General features: G+C 50.3%; 26 protein-coding genes. 12 read left to right on the forward strand and 14 right to left on the reverse strand.

Translation table 11 applies throughout. The features are described from left to right. Nucleotides 1-129: 129 nt before the first annotated feature. Entirely contained in the window at nt 130-693 is a 564-nt protein-coding gene (gene hpf, locus KNO91_RS07515; protein ID WP_214687196.1) for a ribosome hibernation-promoting factor, HPF/YfiA family, read from the reverse strand. Nucleotides 694-997: 304 nt separating this feature from the next. Then, nucleotides 998-1195 carry a cold-shock protein CspD gene (gene cspD / locus KNO91_RS07520; protein WP_012726946.1) on the reverse strand — a complete coding sequence of 66 codons (198 nt, stop codon included), beginning with the start codon at nt 1193-1195 and terminating at the stop codon, nt 998-1000. 261 nt (nt 1196-1456) lie between these two features. Here cspD and KNO91_RS07525 point away from each other — a divergent pair, with 261 nt between their 5' ends. From KNO91_RS07525 to KNO91_RS07565, 9 genes are all read left to right on the forward strand, one after another. Next, nucleotides 1457-1963: a competence protein ComK gene (locus tag KNO91_RS07525; RefSeq protein ID WP_251126574.1), complete on the forward strand. Its 507-nt coding sequence runs from the start codon at nt 1457-1459 to the stop codon at nt 1961-1963. A gap of 74 nt (nt 1964-2037) precedes the next feature. Then, entirely contained in the window at nt 2038-3753 is a 1716-nt protein-coding gene (locus tag KNO91_RS07530; RefSeq protein ID WP_214817282.1) for a hypothetical protein, read from the forward strand. A 9-nt stretch (nt 3754-3762) separates the two neighbouring features. Next, nucleotides 3763-4053, forward strand: coding sequence for an EscU/YscU/HrcU family type III secretion system export apparatus switch protein (locus KNO91_RS07535; protein WP_074033686.1), 291 nt, complete (start codon nt 3763-3765; stop codon nt 4051-4053). Next, nucleotides 4050-4430: a flagellar export chaperone FliS gene (locus KNO91_RS07540; protein WP_214817284.1), complete on the forward strand. Its 381-nt coding sequence runs from the start codon at nt 4050-4052 to the stop codon at nt 4428-4430. Before KNO91_RS07535 ends, KNO91_RS07540 begins: the two co-directional genes overlap by 4 nt. After that, nucleotides 4414-5316 (forward strand): flagellin N-terminal helical domain-containing protein, encoded by a 903-nt coding sequence (locus tag KNO91_RS07545; RefSeq protein WP_214817286.1) that lies wholly within the window; start codon nt 4414-4416, stop codon nt 5314-5316. The genes KNO91_RS07540 and KNO91_RS07545 overlap by 17 nt, the downstream gene beginning before the upstream one ends. Nucleotides 5317-5340: 24 nt before the next feature. Further along, entirely contained in the window at nt 5341-5784 is a 444-nt protein-coding gene (locus KNO91_RS07550; protein WP_214693607.1) for a YaaR family protein, read from the forward strand. Between the two features lie 9 nt (nt 5785-5793). Beyond that, on the forward strand, nt 5794-6459 hold the full coding sequence (locus KNO91_RS07555) for a DUF2225 domain-containing protein (protein WP_214817288.1): 666 nt from the start codon (nt 5794-5796) through the stop codon (nt 6457-6459). A gap of 105 nt (nt 6460-6564) precedes the next feature. Further along, nucleotides 6565-7065 (forward strand): DUF1572 family protein, encoded by a 501-nt coding sequence (locus KNO91_RS07560; protein ID WP_214817290.1) that lies wholly within the window; start codon nt 6565-6567, stop codon nt 7063-7065. Nucleotides 7066-7285: 220 nt separating this feature from the next. Then, nucleotides 7286-7615 (forward strand): hypothetical protein, encoded by a 330-nt coding sequence (locus KNO91_RS07565; RefSeq protein ID WP_214817292.1) that lies wholly within the window; start codon nt 7286-7288, stop codon nt 7613-7615. Between the two features lie 94 nt (nt 7616-7709). Here KNO91_RS07565 and KNO91_RS07570 read toward each other — a convergent pair whose 3' ends face one another. Next, entirely contained in the window at nt 7710-8336 is a 627-nt protein-coding gene (locus KNO91_RS07570) for a hypothetical protein (RefSeq protein WP_214817294.1), read from the reverse strand. 135 nt (nt 8337-8471) lie between these two features. Continuing rightward, the gene (locus KNO91_RS07575; RefSeq protein ID WP_031422829.1) at nt 8472-8657 is read right to left on the reverse strand and encodes a hypothetical protein; all 186 of its coding nucleotides are present in this window, start codon (nt 8655-8657) and stop codon (nt 8472-8474) included. Nucleotides 8658-8816: 159 nt separating this feature from the next. Here KNO91_RS07575 and KNO91_RS07580 point away from each other — a divergent pair, with 159 nt between their 5' ends. Next, the gene (locus KNO91_RS07580; protein WP_214817296.1) at nt 8817-9194 is read left to right on the forward strand and encodes a DUF3021 family protein; all 378 of its coding nucleotides are present in this window, start codon (nt 8817-8819) and stop codon (nt 9192-9194) included. A gap of 37 nt (nt 9195-9231) precedes the next feature. Here KNO91_RS07580 and KNO91_RS07585 read toward each other — a convergent pair whose 3' ends face one another. Genes KNO91_RS07585 through KNO91_RS07600 form a run of 4 tightly spaced genes read right to left on the reverse strand, consistent with a single transcriptional unit; the run spans nt 9232 to nt 12007 of the window. Next, nucleotides 9232-9618, reverse strand: a complete 387-nt coding sequence (locus KNO91_RS07585) for a flagellar protein FliT (RefSeq protein WP_371816649.1) — start codon at nt 9616-9618, stop codon at nt 9232-9234. Continuing rightward, nucleotides 9582-9956, reverse strand: a complete 375-nt coding sequence (fliS, locus tag KNO91_RS07590) for a flagellar export chaperone FliS (RefSeq protein WP_214758342.1) — start codon at nt 9954-9956, stop codon at nt 9582-9584. Before fliS ends, KNO91_RS07585 begins: the two co-directional genes overlap by 37 nt. 14 nt (nt 9957-9970) lie before the next feature. After that, on the reverse strand, nt 9971-11638 hold the full coding sequence (gene fliD, locus KNO91_RS07595; RefSeq protein ID WP_214817298.1) for a flagellar filament capping protein FliD: 1668 nt from the start codon (nt 11636-11638) through the stop codon (nt 9971-9973). Between the two features lie 12 nt (nt 11639-11650). After that, complete coding sequence (locus KNO91_RS07600; RefSeq protein WP_114165849.1) at nt 11651-12007, reverse strand: flagellar protein FlaG; 357 nt, start codon at nt 12005-12007, stop codon at nt 11651-11653. A 177-nt stretch (nt 12008-12184) separates the two neighbouring features. On the opposite strand from KNO91_RS07600, the gene KNO91_RS07605 reads away from it, so the two are divergent. Next, a complete protein-coding gene (locus KNO91_RS07605; RefSeq protein WP_214817300.1) occupies nt 12185-13057 on the forward strand; it encodes a DNA endonuclease in 873 nt (290 codons plus the stop codon). A 58-nt stretch (nt 13058-13115) separates the two neighbouring features. Here KNO91_RS07605 and KNO91_RS07610 read toward each other — a convergent pair whose 3' ends face one another. The 5 genes from KNO91_RS07610 to KNO91_RS07630 all read right to left on the reverse strand — a co-directional run bounded on the left by KNO91_RS07610 (nt 13116) and on the right by KNO91_RS07630 (nt 17606). Then, nucleotides 13116-14306 (reverse strand): flagellin N-terminal helical domain-containing protein, encoded by a 1191-nt coding sequence (locus KNO91_RS07610; RefSeq protein ID WP_371816651.1) that lies wholly within the window; start codon nt 14304-14306, stop codon nt 13116-13118. A 175-nt stretch (nt 14307-14481) separates the two neighbouring features. After that, complete coding sequence (locus KNO91_RS07615) at nt 14482-15774, reverse strand: methyl-accepting chemotaxis protein (RefSeq protein WP_214760025.1); 1293 nt, start codon at nt 15772-15774, stop codon at nt 14482-14484. 118 nt (nt 15775-15892) lie between these two features. Continuing rightward, on the reverse strand, nt 15893-16216 hold the full coding sequence (locus KNO91_RS07620) for a hypothetical protein (protein ID WP_214745921.1): 324 nt from the start codon (nt 16214-16216) through the stop codon (nt 15893-15895). A 10-nt stretch (nt 16217-16226) separates the two neighbouring features. Then, complete coding sequence (locus KNO91_RS07625; RefSeq protein ID WP_214817303.1) at nt 16227-17054, reverse strand: GNAT family N-acetyltransferase; 828 nt, start codon at nt 17052-17054, stop codon at nt 16227-16229. Between the two features lie 66 nt (nt 17055-17120). Continuing rightward, a complete protein-coding gene (locus KNO91_RS07630) occupies nt 17121-17606 on the reverse strand; it encodes a hypothetical protein (protein WP_074033732.1) in 486 nt (161 codons plus the stop codon). A gap of 156 nt (nt 17607-17762) precedes the next feature. Between KNO91_RS07630 and KNO91_RS07635 the strand changes: the two genes are divergently transcribed. Next, the gene (locus tag KNO91_RS07635; protein ID WP_074033734.1) at nt 17763-18263 is read left to right on the forward strand and encodes a hypothetical protein; all 501 of its coding nucleotides are present in this window, start codon (nt 17763-17765) and stop codon (nt 18261-18263) included. Between the two features lie 31 nt (nt 18264-18294). Here KNO91_RS07635 and KNO91_RS07640 read toward each other — a convergent pair whose 3' ends face one another. Then, nucleotides 18295-19230 (reverse strand): DMT family transporter, encoded by a 936-nt coding sequence (locus KNO91_RS07640; RefSeq protein WP_214817304.1) that lies wholly within the window; start codon nt 19228-19230, stop codon nt 18295-18297. Between the last annotated feature and the right edge of the window lie 54 nt (nt 19231-19284).

The raw sequence follows: 19284 nt of genomic DNA on the forward strand, positions 1-19284 counted from the left end.
CCTCTGCACTCACTAAAAAATGCATGTTTTTTCCCTAATGTACAGTTTAACCGAAGTGGTGCCACCTTTCAAGGAAAGGCAAAACGAAACGACCCTCCGAAGCCGGAGGGTCGTGTAAGGTCAAGTATATTATTCTGGTTCGATCAAGCCATACTTTCCATCTTTACGACGGTAGACGACGTTCGTGTTGCCCGTTTCCGCGTCAGAGAAGACGAAGAAGCTGTGACCGAGCATGTCCATTTGAAGAATCGCCTCTTCCGTGTCCATCGGTTTCAATGTGAAGCGTTTCGTCCGTACGAGTTCGAGTTCTGCCTCGTCCTCATCGTAGACGGCCGGTGCATCATCAGGTCCTTCGAGGGACTTGAAGTACTCGCCGACGCCACCTTCTTTTCCGCGTCCTTTACGGTTGAGCTTCGTTTTGTGTTTACGGATTTGACGTTCCAATTTATCGACGACGAGGTCGATTGCCGCGTACATGTCGAGGTTGATGTCCTCGGCACGGAGCAACAAGTTCGGCATCGGGATCGTCACTTCCACTTTTTGTTTCTCGTTATACACTTTTAAGTTGACGTAAGCCGTCTGTGCATCCGTAGGAGTTGTGAAATACCGAGTCAACTTCTCCAGCTTTTTCTCGACATAGTCTTTGATTGCTGGTGTGACCTCAATGTTTTCGCCGCGAATGTTATAAATCATCTGAACTCCTCCTTAAAATAACCGCTTGAACCAATGATTCGTCGAACGAGACGGAATCTCCTGCTTCATTTCTAAAAAGAAAGTGGAACCAGGTGGCTCACTAATATTATACCCCGAAATCGCTATGTTTGAAAACGTTATCATCAGAAAATAATGACAATTTTGTTCCGAATTCAACGCTCCCTAGAACGAGCGAAAGGTATAGAAAGAAAATACCCATTCCACCCATTTTTAAACGCGTTTTTTTATTATGTAGGCAAAATAAAAAGCCGACTCCCGAGGGAGCCGGCTTCACGGTTTGAAATTATAATTTTACAACGTTAGCCGCTTGTGGGCCACGCTCGCCATCAACGATTTCAAACTCTACGTCTTGACCTTCGTCAAGTGATTTGTAGCCTTCAGATTGGATTGCTGAGAAGTGTACGAACACGTCTTTGCCGCCTTCTACTTCGATGAATCCAAAACCTTTTTCTGAGTTAAACCATTTTACTTTACCTACCATGTGTAAATCCATTCCTTTCACCATTGGAGAATACAGAGGGTTGTCCTCTACGGCTAATCTTACCACCTTCTTGTAAGCGTGACAAACACTTTCTCAAATATTTGTAAACGTTTCGTCATTTGGCTTTCATTGGAATTATATTTCCCTACTTTTCATATTGTCTTGTTGAATTTACATTTTTTGTGATATATCATTGAAGGGATGATTTAGGTTTGTGCCGTTTTGTCATTTAGCCGATCCTGAAAATCTTATACGAGGAGGATGGTGCAGCGTATGCGCTCCTACTATTCTGAGGAAAAATATCGCATCACAAAGCGAACCGTGGCGATTCTCCCTTGCTTTGATATCATGAAGCAGTCACGGATCATTCTCGAGGATGGCACCGAGATTTCAACCCCGCTCCGGCCGTACCAGTTGTTGCAACTTTCTTGCCGCCAGTACAACAGCTCGATCGAGGAACGAATCTTCATCGCCAAACGCGTCGCCGGCGTAAAAGGGAAAGTCCCTGTCGTGATCGAACCGACAACCGGACTCGTCTTCTTCCCGACGAAGTCTCCGAAGCGAGACGATTGTGAATGGTATGCCTGGTCCCATATTCGAGACATACTGAACATCGAGGAGGAGCCGAACGGCCTCGTCCTCACAAAAGATGGACACCAAATCCAGACGAACGCGACACCGTACGTCCTTCGGAACCAACTGAAGGCGACAGGTGAACTCGTCGCCCGGTTCCAACAATTGAACGCGAGCCCCGCGCTTGAATCATGACACGCCTTCCGTCGAAAAGACGGGAGGTTTTTTTCGTTTGTTTCGCTTCATTTTTTGAAAAAGAGGTCGATATTATGGTCGAGGTGACAAACATGCAAATTCAAGCCCAAGCGACCGCCGTCAGTTCGGTCTTACCAGGCATCCAGACGAATCGGACCTATAAGGCCGAACTCGTCAAACAGACAGGGCCCGACTCCGCAATCGTCAAAATCAACGGCGAGGAAGTCGAGGTCACATTCAAAGACGGACTCCCGAAGACGAACCCGTTCCAGGTGACGCTTGCCGAACAGGATGGCGTCTTGCTCGCGACCGTCGTTCCACAAAAGGAAGAGACGCTTGAACCCGCACCACCTGCATCGTCAAAGCTCGACGCGAAGATCCAGACGCTCCTCGCCGCCCTTCCACCCGAAGTGCGAAGCGCGGTCAGCCGACTGCTCCAGTCCGGGCGCTTGCCGATGAACGAGGACACGGTGCGCTTGCTCGAGACAGCCTTTAAAGGAGACATGCGCGACGTCATCCTTCATCTAAAGACGCTCGACACGCCGACCGTTCCCCGAGAGGTCGCACGAGAGATCGCCGTCCTCTCCTTAAATGAAGCGAGACAACTCCTCACACCGCCGGCGTCACACGCCCCGTATCCACAAAAAGAGCGATACGTCGAACTCGTTAACTTGTCACGTCCCGTGAGCGAACGGGTGACGCCGACGCCGGAGACGGTCGATCGAGTGATTCGCGACTTGCCTACCCCACCGAAGATGGAGCGCACCGAACCGTTGCCGCTCCCACCGGTCAACGGACGCCAAGTCATGGTCAAGGAAGTGACGAGCCATCTCGCGAACGTGACGAACACGTTCAGGAATGAACAAGCGACGGTGACGAAACAACTCGGACAAGTCGCCGCACTTATCGAGACGAACCCACATGCGGCCCGCCCCGCGCTCGAGACCGTCTCAACCCGCTTGACGCAACTCGTCCAAAAGACGGATGCGCTCCTGCATACGGATGTGACGCAAGAGAAACAACTCGTCGCCATGACCGCGAAGCTCGATCTCGCCTTGTCGTTACTCTCGACGAAGCCACAAGAGAGCGCGGCGCTCGTCAAAGACGTGCGGGCGACGTTGAACGACTTCCGTTACGCACCGAACCAGGCACGGATCGAGTATATCCCTCACGGTGCGACACGCGCCGGAGAGATGCCTAGCGTCACGCCACTGAAACTTGACGCGACACTGTCCGGCCGACACGTCCAGGAAGTGACGCAACGCGTCCAAGCACAGGCCCAACTCGCACAGGCGAACAACACGCCGACGTCCGCGCTGTCGGTACGAAGTGACACGACGAACCCCGAGGCGCAACGACTCGCCTCGTTCCTTCAGGTCCAACAGACGCTCAACCGCCTCGATGGCGGGCAGCTCCACCAGCTCCTATTCGCCCTTCCGGCGAAAGTGCAGGAGATCGACACCGGGATCCACGTCCATATCCAAAACCGGGAGGCCGGCGACGTCGTCGACTGGGAGAACAGCGTCCTCTATATCCGTTTAGAGACGCCTCGCCTCGGCGAGATCGGCGTCAAACTCGAGGCGAAAGACCGGAACCTCCGCCTCACGCTCGAACATGACGATGCGACGGTCGAACGACTCGCACGCCCGCTCCTCGGCAAGATCGAACAGACGCTCGAGACGATCGGTTATAAGAGTGTGACGACCCAGTTCAAACCACTCACGAAAGCTGAACGTGTCGTCGATGAGCCTAAGATCGCACCGACGACCGGCTATGATTTCAGAATTTAGGAGGCCGCGATGTACCAACGCATGGATTTGACGAAACGAAAGACGGCCGCGGTCGTCCGCTATGACGAATCGACGGACAAAGCGCCCGTCGTCGTCGCCCGCGGGACGGGCGCCGTCGCTGAAAAGATTTTACAAGAGGCCCGTGCCCGAGGAGTTGCGGTCGAGAACGACCATTCCTTGCTCGGACACCTGCTCGACCTCGACTTAGGGGACGCCATCCCCCCGCAGCTCTATGACGTGATGGCGGAAGTGTTGCTGTTAATAGAAGAACTCGATTCCATTAAAGGAGAACCAAGATGAACCCAACCCAGTTATATGAAATGAGGCCTGAAGAACTGACACAGGCGATGTTACACGCGCTCACGTATCACTATGAACGCGCGCAAGGCTCGACGATTGCCGAACGAAATCGTCACCTGCGCCAAGCTCGCGAGCTGTTGGTCAAGCTCCATCAAGGACTTCATGACGGCGGCGGCATCATCGCGGCGCAACTCGATGAAATCTATCTCTATATGGCGAACGCCAGCGTCGAGGCGATCATCGACCAGGATCAACAAAAGATCGCCGAACTACATACGCTCGCAAGCGACCTCGACAAGACGTGGAGCGAAGCGATGGAACGTGCCAAGACCCAACCTGTCCCGACTGGAGGAAACCGCTATGAAAATTACCAATAACGTCCAAGCGTTAAAAGCCTATACATCACTCTCGTTGAACCAGGCGTCGATGAAAAAGACGATGGACCGCCTCTCGAGCGGGGTCCGGATCAATAAGGCGTCGGATGACGCGGCAGGTCTCGCCATCTCCGAGAAGATGCGGATGCGCCTCGACTCGCTGTCGATGGCCGAGCGCAACACGCTCGACGGGATCTCGCTCACCCAGACGCTCGAAGGTGGGATGAACGAGACACATTCCCTCCTCCAACGCATGCGTGAACTGTCGGTCCAGGCTGCGAACGGGACGCTCAGCGAGGACGATGCGAAAGCCGTTCAGGAAGAGATCAACGCCTTGACGGAAGAAGTGACACGAATCGCCGAGACGACCGAGTTCAACTCGAAGAAGATTATGAACGGTGAATACATGCAGGGCGCCAATACGCTCTTCTTCCAAATCGGGGCCGGCAATAACGAGGCCGTCATCTTGAACGTCGAAGATATGCGGGCGCACGCGCTCGGCATCACGACGACGACAGCGGGAGGCGGAGCATTATCTCCCGTCGACCATGACAATGATCAAGCGACAGCTTCTGAAACTTATTACTCCCTCAGCGTATTGACGCCGGACAAAGCGGGAGAAGCGATCGCGAAGTTCGATGCGGCGATCAACAAGGTCTCGCTCGAACGTTCGAAGCTCGGGGCGATTCAAAACCGGCTCGAGGCGAACGTCAGCATCGTCGCCATCGGTTCTGAGAACTTGACGGCGTCCGAGTCACGGATCCGTGATGCCGACATGGCCCGTGAAATGATGGACTTCGCCCGCCTAAACATCCTGAATCAGTCCGGCATGGCGATGATTGCGCAGTCGAACGCGTTGCCGCAAGGCGTGTTACAATTATTGAACTAACCTAAAGAAAGGACGGTTGCCCATATGGACATTCGTCGCATCATGGAGACGCAATCGCTCCTCGGCTCAAGTAAGGCGAAACGCCCCGAGGTCGAACCCGGCGTCTCCTTCCAAAACGTCATCGGTCAAAAGCGCGAGGACCGTGAACACGAGCGGTTCCATCGTCAAATCGCCGCAATCCAGGAACAAGGAGAGCTACTCGCCGAGAGCCAGACGGTCGAGGCGCTCGCCGATTATAAGAAAATGATCAAAGACTTTATGAAAGAGGCCGTTGACGCGGCACTCCGCCTCGAGGACAAACGCGGGTTCAACCGCCGTGGACGCGCGAAAATCTATAAGGTCGTCGAACAAGTCGACCAAAAGCTCCTCGCGCTGACGGACCAGGTCATCTCAGGGGAAGCCTCACGCCTCTCCCTCCTCGACCAGGTCGGTGAGATTCGCGGATTGCTCGTCAACGTCTATGTGTGAGGTGTCGAGATGGCAGAGCATTTGTTTTTAAAGAAAGTCAAATGTCCGTATTGTTTACAAGAGAGCAAGGCCCAGCGTGTCTTATCACGTCACATCCGACCGCTCGAGGTCGAAAAGGACGGCTATACGACGTATGACGGACCGAACCCGTATTTATACGAACCGACCGTCTGCGACCACTGTCACCTCGTCTTCCATGACTCGTTCGACAAGGTGCGAAAGCATAACCGGGAGGCACTTGAGACGCACTACTTCAAACAAGTGAAACCGGACGTTCTAAAAGGCGATCGGACGAACGAGCACGTCATTCTCTTATATAAGTTCGCCGTCATGACGGCCCAGTTGAGCGGACAAAAACCGTCCGTCGTCGCCATGCTCGGGATGCGAATCGTCTGGATGTATCGGTTGATGGGAGATACGGCGTCTGAGAAGGAATGGATGCAGCGGACGCTCGATAAATATAACGAGGTGCAAGAGGCGTATACGGACCCGATTCGGACCGGGCTGCCGTATGACCAGCTCATGTTGCGAATCGCCGACCTTTCCGCCGCGCTCGACTATTATGAGGACGCGCGTCGCTGGTACGGGATTCTCCTCAGCAGTAAGGAAGTATCGGAGCGGATCCGGAATCAGGCCCGGACGCATTGGGAAGATTTTCGGTTGGAACATGCGTAAACGAAAGCGTGGGATATTGGATCCTACGCTTTTTTCGTAGTTATCATTGAGAAGTTCGATGATGGGGTATAAACAAATAGCTTACATACTAAAGGAGGTTTTTTCATGTTTGAAACGCAATATCTCGATACCGCACGTGCCACGTTCAACAGCCAGAAACAACTCGCCGAGCGCGCGCTCGTCCAAGTAAGTGACGAGGACCTGCATAAGACGCTCGCACCGGATACGCTCTCCCTCGCCCTCATCATCCAACACATGGCGAACAATATGAAATCGCGCTGGACCGATTTCCTGACGACGGACGGTGAGAAGCCGGACCGTAATCGCGACGCCGAGTTCGAGGACCAGCAGTTGTCCCGAGATGAGCTCATGCAGGTGTGGGACGAGCGCTGGCAACTGTTGGACGACGTTTTAGCTGATCTCACACCAGAAGACTTAGGGAAAGATGTCATGATTCGCGGGGAAGCCCATTCAGTGATCGATGCGATTGAGCGACAAGTGTCGCATTATGGCTATCACGTCGGGCAAATCGTCTACCTATCGAAACTGTTTGCCGGTAGCGACTGGGATGTGTTGTCGATCCCATTGCCGCATCAGCGGAAGTGAGATGCGCATCTTCTTGTTTGTGACGTTCTTGCTCGTCACATCCCTTCTTCCGCTGATCAGTTTTGACGGTTACCATATCGCTCGTCATACGACGAGTCACTTAGGATCACAAGGTGCTCCCTTCGCATGGGTGATGAATATCACGTTTGTACTTTTAGGTTTCACGGCTATTCTGATCACATGGCGAACGAGAATCTGGTACCACCGAGTTTGAGGTGGTGTGTTTGGGATAAGCCTTTGTTTCACAGGAATATTCCGTCACGCCCCACTTGTAGATGCAATCACGACGATTGTCTGGCAAGATACATGGCACTCCATTTTCGCGACAACGACCGGTATTGGGTTTACAATGCTAGCAGCCGGACACACCGTGATGTCTCGTGGTGCCCAACGGTGGGGCGCCCTCATCATGACAACCGTGGCGATCGTCATCCCCATTGCGATGTTCGGTATTCCTGAAATCATGGGATTATTGCAGCGCGTGATGTTTATTAGTGCATTTTGGTGGTTGTTCTTTTATATGAGAGCACCTAGCGGACTCTCTGTTTAATCATGAAGCGGACCTATAGAGAAATGGGTCCGTTCGTTTTATTTTCCAATGACCATACAAAAAACGTGCCGACACTCGTTCGGCACGCCTCATCTTATTTCGTCACGTTGATTGTATACTCGTAGCGGTCTTCCGCCATTTTGTCGAAATTCTCGTTAAACGGTCCATCGATGACGACTTTTAAGTCCGTCAGCTCTTCTGGCTTTGCCTTCACGAAGAAGAGGACATTCCCTTCTTTCTTCACTTTCCCCATAAATTCGCCACCGACGTCATCTGAGAACCACAAGTCAGAAGACACTTGTTCCCCCGTATTCGTCACGAGCGTCGCCTGATTCGGATGGAAACTCATCGTCTCGTCGACCGTGTTCTCGACAATCATGTTCATCGCGACGACCGTCACCTCTTCTTGTCCGTCGAATGAATCGCTATAAGCTTCTGCGACTGTGAGACGTGACGTCTGTACTTTATCGATGGCGAACTGAATCGGTCCCATCGTCTCCGTGATCGTGAGTGCCTTGTTCTTCATATAAACCTTGTTCGTTCCGAGCTCACTTTCTTGGACGTCCGTCTCTTCAACAGTCGTCTCCTCTGACGCACTCGCTTCTGCCTCTGCCACTTCTTCCGTATCCGTCGACGTCGTCTTCAGTTCATCTGCTTCCCCGCATCCGACGAGTAGTGCGAGCGGTACCGCCACCAGTAAGCCAAATCGTTTCATGTTCATCTTCATCTCTCCCTTTTCATAATCCAAGTGATGTGGTTAAGACGAATATAACGAATTGGCAATCTGGATCGTGGCAAGAAAAAGTTCCAGGTAAAATAAAAGTCAAGGTCCATAATAGGACCTTGACACATACACTTATCCTCTTGATTTCAGCTCTTCTTCCTCATACGGATCGGGACGATCCTCAAACGGCGTATCGTCCTCGACGTACGCCTCAAGTTTTGGATCCCGTTCCACATACTCATCGTACGCTCCCTCTGGACCATAGACGAAATAACGGCGCTTCCGTGACGATACCGGTTTGGACTCTTTCTCACGCATCTCGTTTCCCTCCTCTTTCCAGAAAAGAAGCAACGGCTACAATGATGTTTACCCGATTATAGCGAAAAACAGACGTCATTTCATCCTCGCTTTTTACCTGAAACCTTTTTACATGATGTGCGCATATATTCATAATGATTCAATGAAGGGATGGTACATATGCAATTATTGAAGAAAGGGTTCGTGCGGAGCCTCTTATGGGCGTTGCCGTTCGCGATACTCGCGCTCTACCAAGGCTGGTCAGGAAATTCAGACGCTGTACATGCCATGCTCGTCTACGCCGGAGTCGCTTTCTTTCTCGGGCTCACGAGCGTCATTTATGAAGTCCGACAATGGTCGTTCAAAAAACAGATTTTCATCCACTGGAGCGTCATGCACGTGACGATCCTGCCACTCCTTTGGTTCGGTGGGTCTACACCGGTCACGTCACTTCAAGATGCCGTCCGCCTCTACTTAAACTTTACGGTAAGTGGTCTCATCTTGTTTACCATCTCTTATTTCATCATTCGGATGCGTCGCCAAGTCAAGACCTCTTAACACACAAAAGCTCGAAGGCATCATGCCCTCGAGCTTTTTACGTCTGTTGGTCGAATAGACCAGAAAAGTTAGAATCGACGTCTTCATACGGATCGACGTACGACTTGACCGTCTTCCGTTCCAGTCGGGCCGTCCCGAGCGTCATCCCGAGACGCTGGTGTTCGGCCTCAATGAGCCGTGCAATCTTTTGGCTGTCGTCGACGAGCTGCCGTAAAACCGTCTGATCGGCTTTCTCCAAGTCAGGACCGTGTGCTACGAGTAGTTGTTCGCGGTCGTCCAAGAGCTCATGGATTTGTTCCATCCACGTGTCGTACGTCGGCTCTTCCGGAACTTGCGCCAGCAACTCTTTCAGGCGCTGCGTCTTTAAGATGATCTCATCAATCGGCATCATGACTGCTTCGCGAGTTTCATCGCTTCCTTCCACGTGTCGCGGAGTTCCGTCGTGAAATCGAGCACCTCATCGAGGATGGTCGTATCGTTCTTGACGTTCGCATCGACGAGACGGCGCCACATGTACTCATAGAGCGAGTCCAAGTTCGCCGAGATGGCGATGTCTTTATTGAGTGTGAGACGAAGCTCTTGGAAGATCGCTTGCGTCTTTTGGATGTTGATGTTTTTTAAATCAGGGTTGCCCTGGTCGATCGCAAGCTTGGCGAGGCGCATGAACTTGAGCGCCCCGTCATAAAGCATAAGCGTCAGTTCCTGTGGGTTCGCGGTCGTGACCGCATTGTTTTGATAAGCTGCGTATGGATTGGCTACCATTTAAATTCCTCCTCTTACATGCCTCCGCCTAAAAACTGTTGAAGTGAAGCGGCTTGTGAGTTCGCCTGGTTCATCGCCGTTTCCATCGCCGCGAAGCGACGGTAGTAGGCGTTTTCTTTATCGATGAGTAAATCGTTGAGTCGTTTGATTCGTGTATCCATCTGCGTCATCTCACGACCCATTGAATACGTTGGAGCCCCGGCCCCGTCCGCACCAGCGATTCGTGTGATCGTCTCACGCGAGTCTTTCGCAGTATCGCGGATTTGTGGGAGGAGTCCTGTCTCTTCATCCGTGAAGAGTTTATACACTTGTTCCGGATCTTTCTCGATAGCGGCTTTTAACTTCTCTTCATTCAGCTCGATCTTTCCACCGTTCGTGAAGTCAGAACCGGTCGAGAGACCGATTTGGAATAAGCGAGACATGTCTAGATCGTTCGTAGTAGATGTGGCGCCCGACCATTTGCTACGAAGCGTATCCATCGTCCCGCGAAGGATCGTGTCCCCACGGAGCATCCCGCTCATCGCTTTTTCTTCCCACTTCTTGATCTCATCTTCCGACAACTCATCACGCTGCGCCTGCGTGAGCGGTGCGAACGAACGGAATCGTTCTTCGCGTGTCTTCTTGTTCATGAGATCGATTGTCTCATTGTATTTATCGACGAAACCTTTGATGTTGTCAAAGATTTTTTGAGTGTCAGTAGAAGCACTTAGTGTAACCGGTGCAGGGTTATCAACTGCTTTAAATTCAGATTTCAAAGTAATTGTCATGTTATCAATTGTGACGGTATTCGTACTTCTTGTCAGTTCGATTCCATTCACATTAAAAACTGCATCTTCTCCTTTAATATCATCAGTGACACTTGCTTGGAAGAATGTTGCCGCAGCTCCTGTGAAAGCAATCGTTGAATCGCTACCTGTGTTTCGTTGAGTGAGTGCCAATTTACCTGATGCATCATCAAAGAATGTAGAAAAATTCGTGTTTTTTGAGCCAAGTTGAGTCAATACATCACTGAATTTTGCCTCGGCACTGACCGTCAATTCAGAAGGTGTCCCACCACTCTTATTGATGTATTCAACTTTATAGCCGGATTCGAACTTTAATTCATCACCGTCAGCAAGAGGTGTTGAAAAATTCACCTTGCCTGTCGCTGAGTCATACGTATAGTTAGACGGGTCAACTTCAACATTATTAATGAAGATTTTCCCACTATCATTTAGTTTTGTTGAGAGAGTCACTTCGGTCGGAGTTCCTGTTATCGTTTGCGTTTTTGTACTCGCATCAAGATTCAAATCTTTCACAGCAGTATCTCGCTTGACCAAATTATTGTTTTTGTCTCTTACTTCAACAATATGACTAGCAGATGTCGCTAAGTTTTCTACACTTTGAATTTCAAGTGCTGCATTCCCGGTTGATGGGCCTGTCACAACCGAAACACGTGACTCATCTGATGAACTAGACGTCTTCGCATAGAAATTTCGACTGAACATCAAATCGACTGCACTGTTTCGTAATGTCATGAGGGAGCGGTTGATTTCACGATAGGCATCGCGTTTCCATTCCGTCGTTTGTTTCTTTTGTTCGAGTTTATCGACCGGCGCACGCTCAACCTGCATTAACTGCTTAATAATCGTATCCGTATCGATTCCACTGGCGAGTCCGCCAAATCGGATTGGTGTCGTCATGAGAATCCTCCTTTATACCCGTTCATCGAATAGTTGATTGAACTCCATGAACGCCGCAAAGAAATCGAGCGATTTCTTGCTTGGGATTTCGCGGATGACCTCGTTGTTCGTATCCACGATTTGAATATAATAGTCGTTTAATTTTTCATGTTTCATAAACTTTAAGCCCGTACGTTGTTGTTCGAGTACTTGATTCGCCTTCTCGACGGCCGCCTCTAACTTGGTGACGTGTTGAGGCGTCGGTAGAATGACGATGCCTTCATCAGCGAGCTTTGCTTGATTCGCTTCGACGAACACGTTTTTCGTTTGTTCATACGGCAAGACGGAAGAAGGTAGGTGAAGCCGGACTTCTGAAATGGTCGGGTTCATACGTTTCTACTCCTTATTTGTTCTTCTCTTTCTTAATATCGGCAAGTCAGGAAAGAAGTTCAATGGAAACTTGTTCAATGATTGTTCATAATTATTTTCTTTTGAATTGAAATTCGATTATTTAAATTGGGTATTCAATATAAGAACATATATTCCCTTAAGAGAGGATAAAAAGCGATGAAATGGGCAGAATTGACGACTTTTGAGAAGAGTTTAATAATGGGGACTTTATTGGGAGATGGACACATCGGAATTTCTAAGAAGAAATATCCAAACGCGAATTTAAGATATGGAGAACATTTTTCAATCAAGCAACTCGAATATCGTGAGTGGAAATTAAACAGCGCTCCACGAATCTTTTCAAGTATCATCAAAAATAACAACGGAACGAGCGCTTCTCTCACCTCACGTTTTGACGAATTGTTCACCTGGCTTCGAGCAGAACTTTATATTGGAGGTAAAAAAAGTATTCCCCTTCATTTACTTGAAGAATGCACGGATCCAGTTTTTTTACTAGCCCTCTATTTAGATGACGGTAGCCTGTGTGTCACGCGCTCGACTCGTTCAAAAAAGCAACAAATGATTTTAACACCTCACATCGCACTTTACTTGCAAGCATTTCATCCTTCTGAATTAAATTACTTAAGTCAATTCATCGAAAAAACATTTGGACATCGATTCGTGTTAAGTCGAAGAAACGATGGTCACAATTTTATTCTTCGTATTCAAAAGACGGAAGATGCTCTAAAATTCTTAGACTTTACTGCTTCTTATAGTGAGGAGATATCTTCTATGGCATGGAAACTAGATTGGAAACACCGTTTACAGATTGAGAAAGAAGCGAATCCAGATTTGACCGTCATCACTTCAAAACCTAAAAACGATTATTCGGAGGAAGAAATCGAATTGATTGTGACTTCAAAATTAAAGGGAATATCAGATCAAGAAATTGCGGATACACTAGGACGCAGCTATTGGTCTGTTGTATACAAGTGGCAGGATATTAAGAGAAATCGATTAAGAGAAGAGCAAGTTGTGTATGTAATTTAAAAAAACACCCGCGTTTCCTTTGAGGACGCGGGTGTAAAAAAGTATGTTATAGAGCCAATTAACGAAGCAATTGAAGAACTGCTTGCGGTTGCTGATTCGATTGCGCCATCATAGCCTGTGCAGCTTGGTTAAGAATGTTGTTCTTCGTGAAGTTCATCATCTCTTTCGCCATGTCTACATCACGGATACGTGATTCTGCAGCTTGAAGGTTTTCAGCACCAACATTTAAGTTATTGATTGTATGTTCAAGACGGTTTTGGTTAGCACCCAGTTTAGAACGTTCGGCTGATACTTTATTTACAGCTGCTTGCACAACATCAATTGCTGTACGAGCGCTTGCGCTATCCACTACGCTGATTGAAGAAGTATTCAATGAAGTTGCAGAAGAATCCATTTTTGAAATTGAAATTCCAAGACGTTCTGCAGTACCCGTGTTTGCACCGATTTGAATATCAACGGCTTGTTGAGCCCCCGTAATTACAGTACCAGCTGCTCCACCACCAGAAGTTGTAGCCGCAATACCCGCAGCAGTCTGAGTACCATTGACTGAAATCTTCACTCCTAATTTATCAAAGTTTAATACTCCAGCAGTATTATCAGCAAGTGTTACCGATTGTGTGTTTCCCGCACCATCAGCAAGAACATAGTTTCCTGCACCACCAGATGTGATTGTGAAAGTAGTGCTCGCAGCAGCTCCAGAGATATCGATTGAGGTTACGCCGTCAGATCCTACCTGCAAACCACTTGTTGCTAATTGAACACCGAAAGTCCCATCAAGAAGGTTCTTACCGTTAAATTTAGTTGACTCTGAAATCCGATCAATTTCACTGTTTAACTGCGTAAGCTCATCCGAAATAGCAGTTCGGTCTTCAGTTTGAAGTGTTCCGTTCGCTGCTTGTGTTGTCAACTCTTCCATTCGTTGAAGAATTGAGTGTGTTTCGTTTAGCGCGCCTTCAGCAGTCTGAATGAGAGAAATCCCATCTTGAGCGTTACGTGAGGCTTGATCAAGACCACGAATTTGACCACGCATTTTTTCAGAAATCGCAAGACCGGCTGCATCGTCACCTGCACGGTTGATGCGAAGACCTGAAGATAGTTTCTCCATTGCTTTACCAGTTTGCGTTGTGTTGAATGACATGTTACGGTGTGCGTTCATTGAGTTAAGGTTGTGGTTAATAATCATTGTAATTTTCCCTCCATAGGTTTGAGTTTTTTCCGCTCTTCCAAATCCATTTGTCCGAGCATGCAAGGTTTAGGCCGGCCCCTCACCTTGCATTTTTTGGAACGTTTTATCGTTTCCATACTCTATATCGGAGTCATCCCGTATCTGTTTAGTCTTTTTTTCAACTTTCTATTCAAAATCTGTAGATTCATACTTTTGAATAGAAAAAACGCCCCATCACTGGGACGCTTCCTCTTTTCTCTTACACTTCCACCTTCATCTGTTCCGTCTCATTCTGCAAACTTTCCGCGACGCGAACGAGCTCTGTCATCGCCCCGTTCACTTCTCCAAGGCTTGCTGCTTGCTGGCTTGCCGCTGATGTCACTTCATTCGCATAACGTGATGCTTCTTCAACCATACCGACGATGCCTGCCGAGTTCGTCACGACCGAGTCGATCTGACCGCGTGACTCATCAAGGAGTGAATCGACTGAATGCACGTGGCTGTACACTTCATTTGCCGAATTATGAATCGATGCGAACGCACCACCTGCTTTTTCAACCAATCCGACACCTGTCTCGACTTCTGCTTTCACGTTCGCCATCGACGATGACGTATCGCCAACGAGACGCTTTACGTCGACGATGAGATCTGTGATTTCTTGCGTCGAGTTCGCTGTTTGTTCCGCGAGCTTCTTGACTTCTGCCGCAACGACGGCGAATCCACGTCCATGCTCCCCGGCACGTGCCGCTTCAATCGACGCGTTCAAGGCAAGCAAGTTCGTCTGTGCCGAGATGTCACTGATGACATCCGTGATGCGTGAGATTTCGCCTGTCATTTCCGTCAACTGGCTGTTAAGCGTCGATGACTGTTCGACTTTCCCAGCAATCGCATGCATCGCGTTAACGGAAGACGACGCGAGGCCTTTCCCGCTCTCTGCTTCCTGTTGCATCTCGCTCGCCGAGTCAAGCGCCGATGACATTTCTTGACGGATGCTCTCCATCGTCCGCGCGACCGCTCCGAGCAAGTCCATCGAGTTGTATGTCGCACTGACGTTGTCTTCTAACATTTTGTTGAGGGAGTCCATCGCAACACGAATACTTTCGCCCGCCACGTTCCCTTCTTGGACTGAAGCTGCAATTTCCTGTGCCGAACCAGTCAACTGGTCCGCCGTGTAGCGCATATTCGTCCCTTGCTCCCGAAGGTGCTCGACCATGTTGTCCATCGACAAGAGCAAACGTCCCATCTCCGAACGGTCTGATGTCTTCTCGTCCGCGAAGTGAACCGTCAAATCACCGTTCCCCACTTCGACGGCTTTCTCTGAAGCCATCTCGACCGCTTTCAGTGGACGACGGGCGATCAAGTAAATGACAATCCCGCCGAGTGACGAGATAAGTAACGCCACGACCGTACCTACGAGCATGACCTGACCTTGTTCCATCTCGAGTTCTGTCAAAAGCAATAGCGTGATGTAGCCGACCGCTCCGCCCGTGATAAAGGACGTGACCAAAATCCACGCGAGCAGTTGTGTCGTAAAGTTTTTAAATACTTTCACTGTGTTGTTCCTCCTCATTGTGTTCATCACTCCTTATATCGTCCGATTTCCAATGAATGTATAGCGTTTTCAGTTGAACGTTTGGTCAATGAAAAAACGCACCCCAGAAAGGAGTACGTTAAAATGCTTCATCGTCACGTTCGACGCGCGTCACCCGTCGTGGTGTCGTCGCTGCGTCAATCGCGAGCGTGATCGCTGCCGCCCAGTGGAGCATCATCCCGACGATCGGAATGAACCCGAGGACCGATGCCGTGATTCCGACGGCCGCGCCGTACGAGAAGCGGTTCAGTCGACTGAACGAGAGAATCAACACGATGACGTGATAGACGAACATGAATCCGAGGGGAGAATACCCCATCCCGATGATGAAAAGACCACCGAGAATCGGAATCCCGAGAAATGCTTCAAACGCCGCACCGAGCCATTTCAGATTTTTCACCATATGGTTCACCTCATAATTCGATCATGTAAAACTCGTAGCCGCCATTTTCTGCAAAGCCTGCGCGCTTATAGATTTCAAGCGCCGCCTTGTTTTCCGTCTCGACATCGAGCTCGACTTTCGTCCGGCCCATGCGGAACAGTTGTTGCACCATCTGCTTCAACATCTTTGTGCCGTAGCCTTTACCTTGTTCTCCTGCTTTGACACCAAACGCGTGGATGCTTGCCGCATCGTCACCGACGAGAAGGGCACGGATGACGCCGACCGGTTTGCCGTCGACTTCGCCGATATACGTCACGCGGTCCGGCGTGTCGATTTGTTGATAGATGTTTTCCGTCACATCGACCGGGTCGCCGAACGCCTCGCTGAGCGTCGCGATGATGAGCGGACGGTCGTCCGCCGTTGCCTCACGGAGCGATACCTCATCCGGTTTTAAGAACAGTTCCGCCTTCTTCAAGACGAGATTATATTCCGAGAACTGGTACGCCGCCTGAAGGTGCTCGAGTACTGCCTTCCCAGATGCCGAGTTCCGGTCGATGACGAACGTGAACGCCTCACAGCCGTTCAGTTTCGCATCCTGTTTCGCCGTCTCGAGCAGTGCCGAGAAGACACCTTGCTTCCGGTACTCCGGATGGACGAGCGCGTTCACCTCATACTCGTTCGGGAGATATGGGAAGAGCATGAGATACCCGACGAGCGTCTCCCCGTCATATACCGCATAGTCGTTCTGTCCGACCGACTCATGACCGACTTTGACGTCGATCTTGTCGTTCGTATTGACCGCCTGTTCTAACATTTTCACATCATCCGCTTGTTTGACTTCTTCTACTGTCCAATTCATGTACATCACCTCATTTGTATTGTAGCACAAAGGAAAAAGCCCGCCGTAGCGAGCCCACTTACGAGATTATAACGTCCGGAACTCCAACTCAGGGAGCGTCTCGATCAATTCAGCGATTTCATCCGTATGCGCCTCGGCACCCGGGACGGCCTCTGTCGGTTCGACCCAGAAGAACGTCTTGTCGTTCGTGCCGAGATAGTTGCCGTAACCGACCTCTGTCGCGAACGCCTCTTCCGTCAACTCCCGGTCGATCAAGTCCAAGTGGAACAAGAGCTGGTCGTCTCCGTCCTCGACGTTATAGTACAAATCGAACGTGCTGTAGCTCTTCGTGTCCCCGATGTCGACGACGTCCTGTGCCTTCTCGATATAGACGTCACCGCGCTCAATCGCCGCAACGATCTTTGACGGCAAGATGATCTCATATCCGAGCTCTCGGTCACGGATCGTCTGCGTCGTATCCTCTGTCCGTCCCCGGGACGAGACGACACCGACCGTTGCCACCAATGCACCTGTCACACCGAGCGCGAGCGCCCATTTCATCGATTTGTTCACAAGAACCACTCCCTAGTTGTTGATGTCTTCACTTGATTATCCCACAAGTTGATGACTTTTCATCAAATATTCTGAAAAAATGTTTCCCCTTACATTGACGACCGTCCGCCAATCCCATACGATGGTAATAACGTACTAGAGAAAAGAGGAACTGACATGTCTAACGAAACTACTTTGACGCGCGCCCAGCTCGACGCGCTCTTGAAAAACGTCTTCGCCCTTCAAATCCCGGTCATCGAGAAGTTCATGACGGATTTGTTTAAACAATACGTCTCGACGGCTTCTACGTTCAAACAAGATATGGACACGATGAAAGCGACAGACTGGCACAAGCACTTCTTCGGTCAAAAAGTGATGCCGCACCTCTTCATCGAAAACCTCGGCTTCGGCGCATCGTTCCGCCACCAAGGTCAAGAGAAGGTCGTCAGCATCCCTGAGAACATGACGGTCGTCAAACCGGACTCGGACGCACAGATCAAAGAGATTTTAGAGAACCTCGACAAGACGCTCGCGTCGATGGACGGGATCAAAAACAAAGGACTCGTCAAAAAGTTCTATAAAGAAACGCTCGAACTCATCTGCCAGCTCGGTAGCCGTACTGGTATGATGGATGACTTCTACGACAAAGTCAAAGGCAGTTTGACAACAAGTTCATGACAATACCTCGCTCGTAGGAGCGAGGTATTTTTTATGCCTCTTTTTGCAATGCGGTCGGAAGCTCGATGAACTGGCTGCGGCTATGGAAGACGACTCCGACCATGACGAGTGTAATCCCCACCAAGGCGATCGGGGACGGCATGACCGCATGGAGGAAGAGGAGCTCGCCGATGAGGGCGAACAACACCTCGAGCGCCTGCGTCGCCTCGACAGACGCCAGTTTTCCCATATCGTGCTTGACGAGGTCCGTCGCCTTGAAAAATAGGACGGTCGCGACAATCCCTGACAACAACGCGACGAGGAACGTCTGCCCGAGCTGACTCGATGAGGGACGCCCCGTCGTCAAGCCGTACCCGAACAATAAGAACCAGACCGGGAGCGACCCGAGGCACATCCCGAGAATGCGTTCGAACACGTCGAGGTCCGTATGTTGCATCATCTTCCGATTCCCGAGCGGATACGCAAAAGCCGCGATGACAACCGGGACGATGCCGAGCCAGAGGAAACGAGGCTCGAACGATTCGAAGAACTCGACTTGCATCAAGACGACCCCGATCAAGATCAGACTCGAGAATCGTAGTCCACGCCACGGGATCTGTTCGCGTGACCCGTCCGGCCGCTTGAAGAGTGGTGACAAGAGCGCACCGGCGACGATCGTCACTTGCCATGTGCCCGCGATGAGCCATGGGGGCGCGACCTCGGCCGCGAGACAGATGGGAACGTAAAACAACCCAAACCCGACCGTCCCCCAGACGAACCACGGACGTGGATTTTCCGTCAGTGCCTTGACGACCCGCTTGAGCCCGCCCCGCAAGGCGACAACAATCATTAACAGTGGGATCATCCATAAAAAGCGGAGCGAGGCACTGTAGGCGAAGCTGCCTCCCCCGACTTGCATCACTTCATTCAACACGAACGTGCTCGCAAAAAACAAGGCTGCGAAGACACCGAGTACAAGCGGACGCATACGTTCCCTCCTTTCCGAATCCTGTCTTGTTCTCGGTACCCATCTATTTTTCCT

This window comes from Exiguobacterium sp. s59 (genome assembly GCF_018617475.1).
GTDB lineage: Bacteria > Bacillota > Bacilli > Exiguobacteriales > Exiguobacteriaceae > Exiguobacterium > Exiguobacterium aestuarii.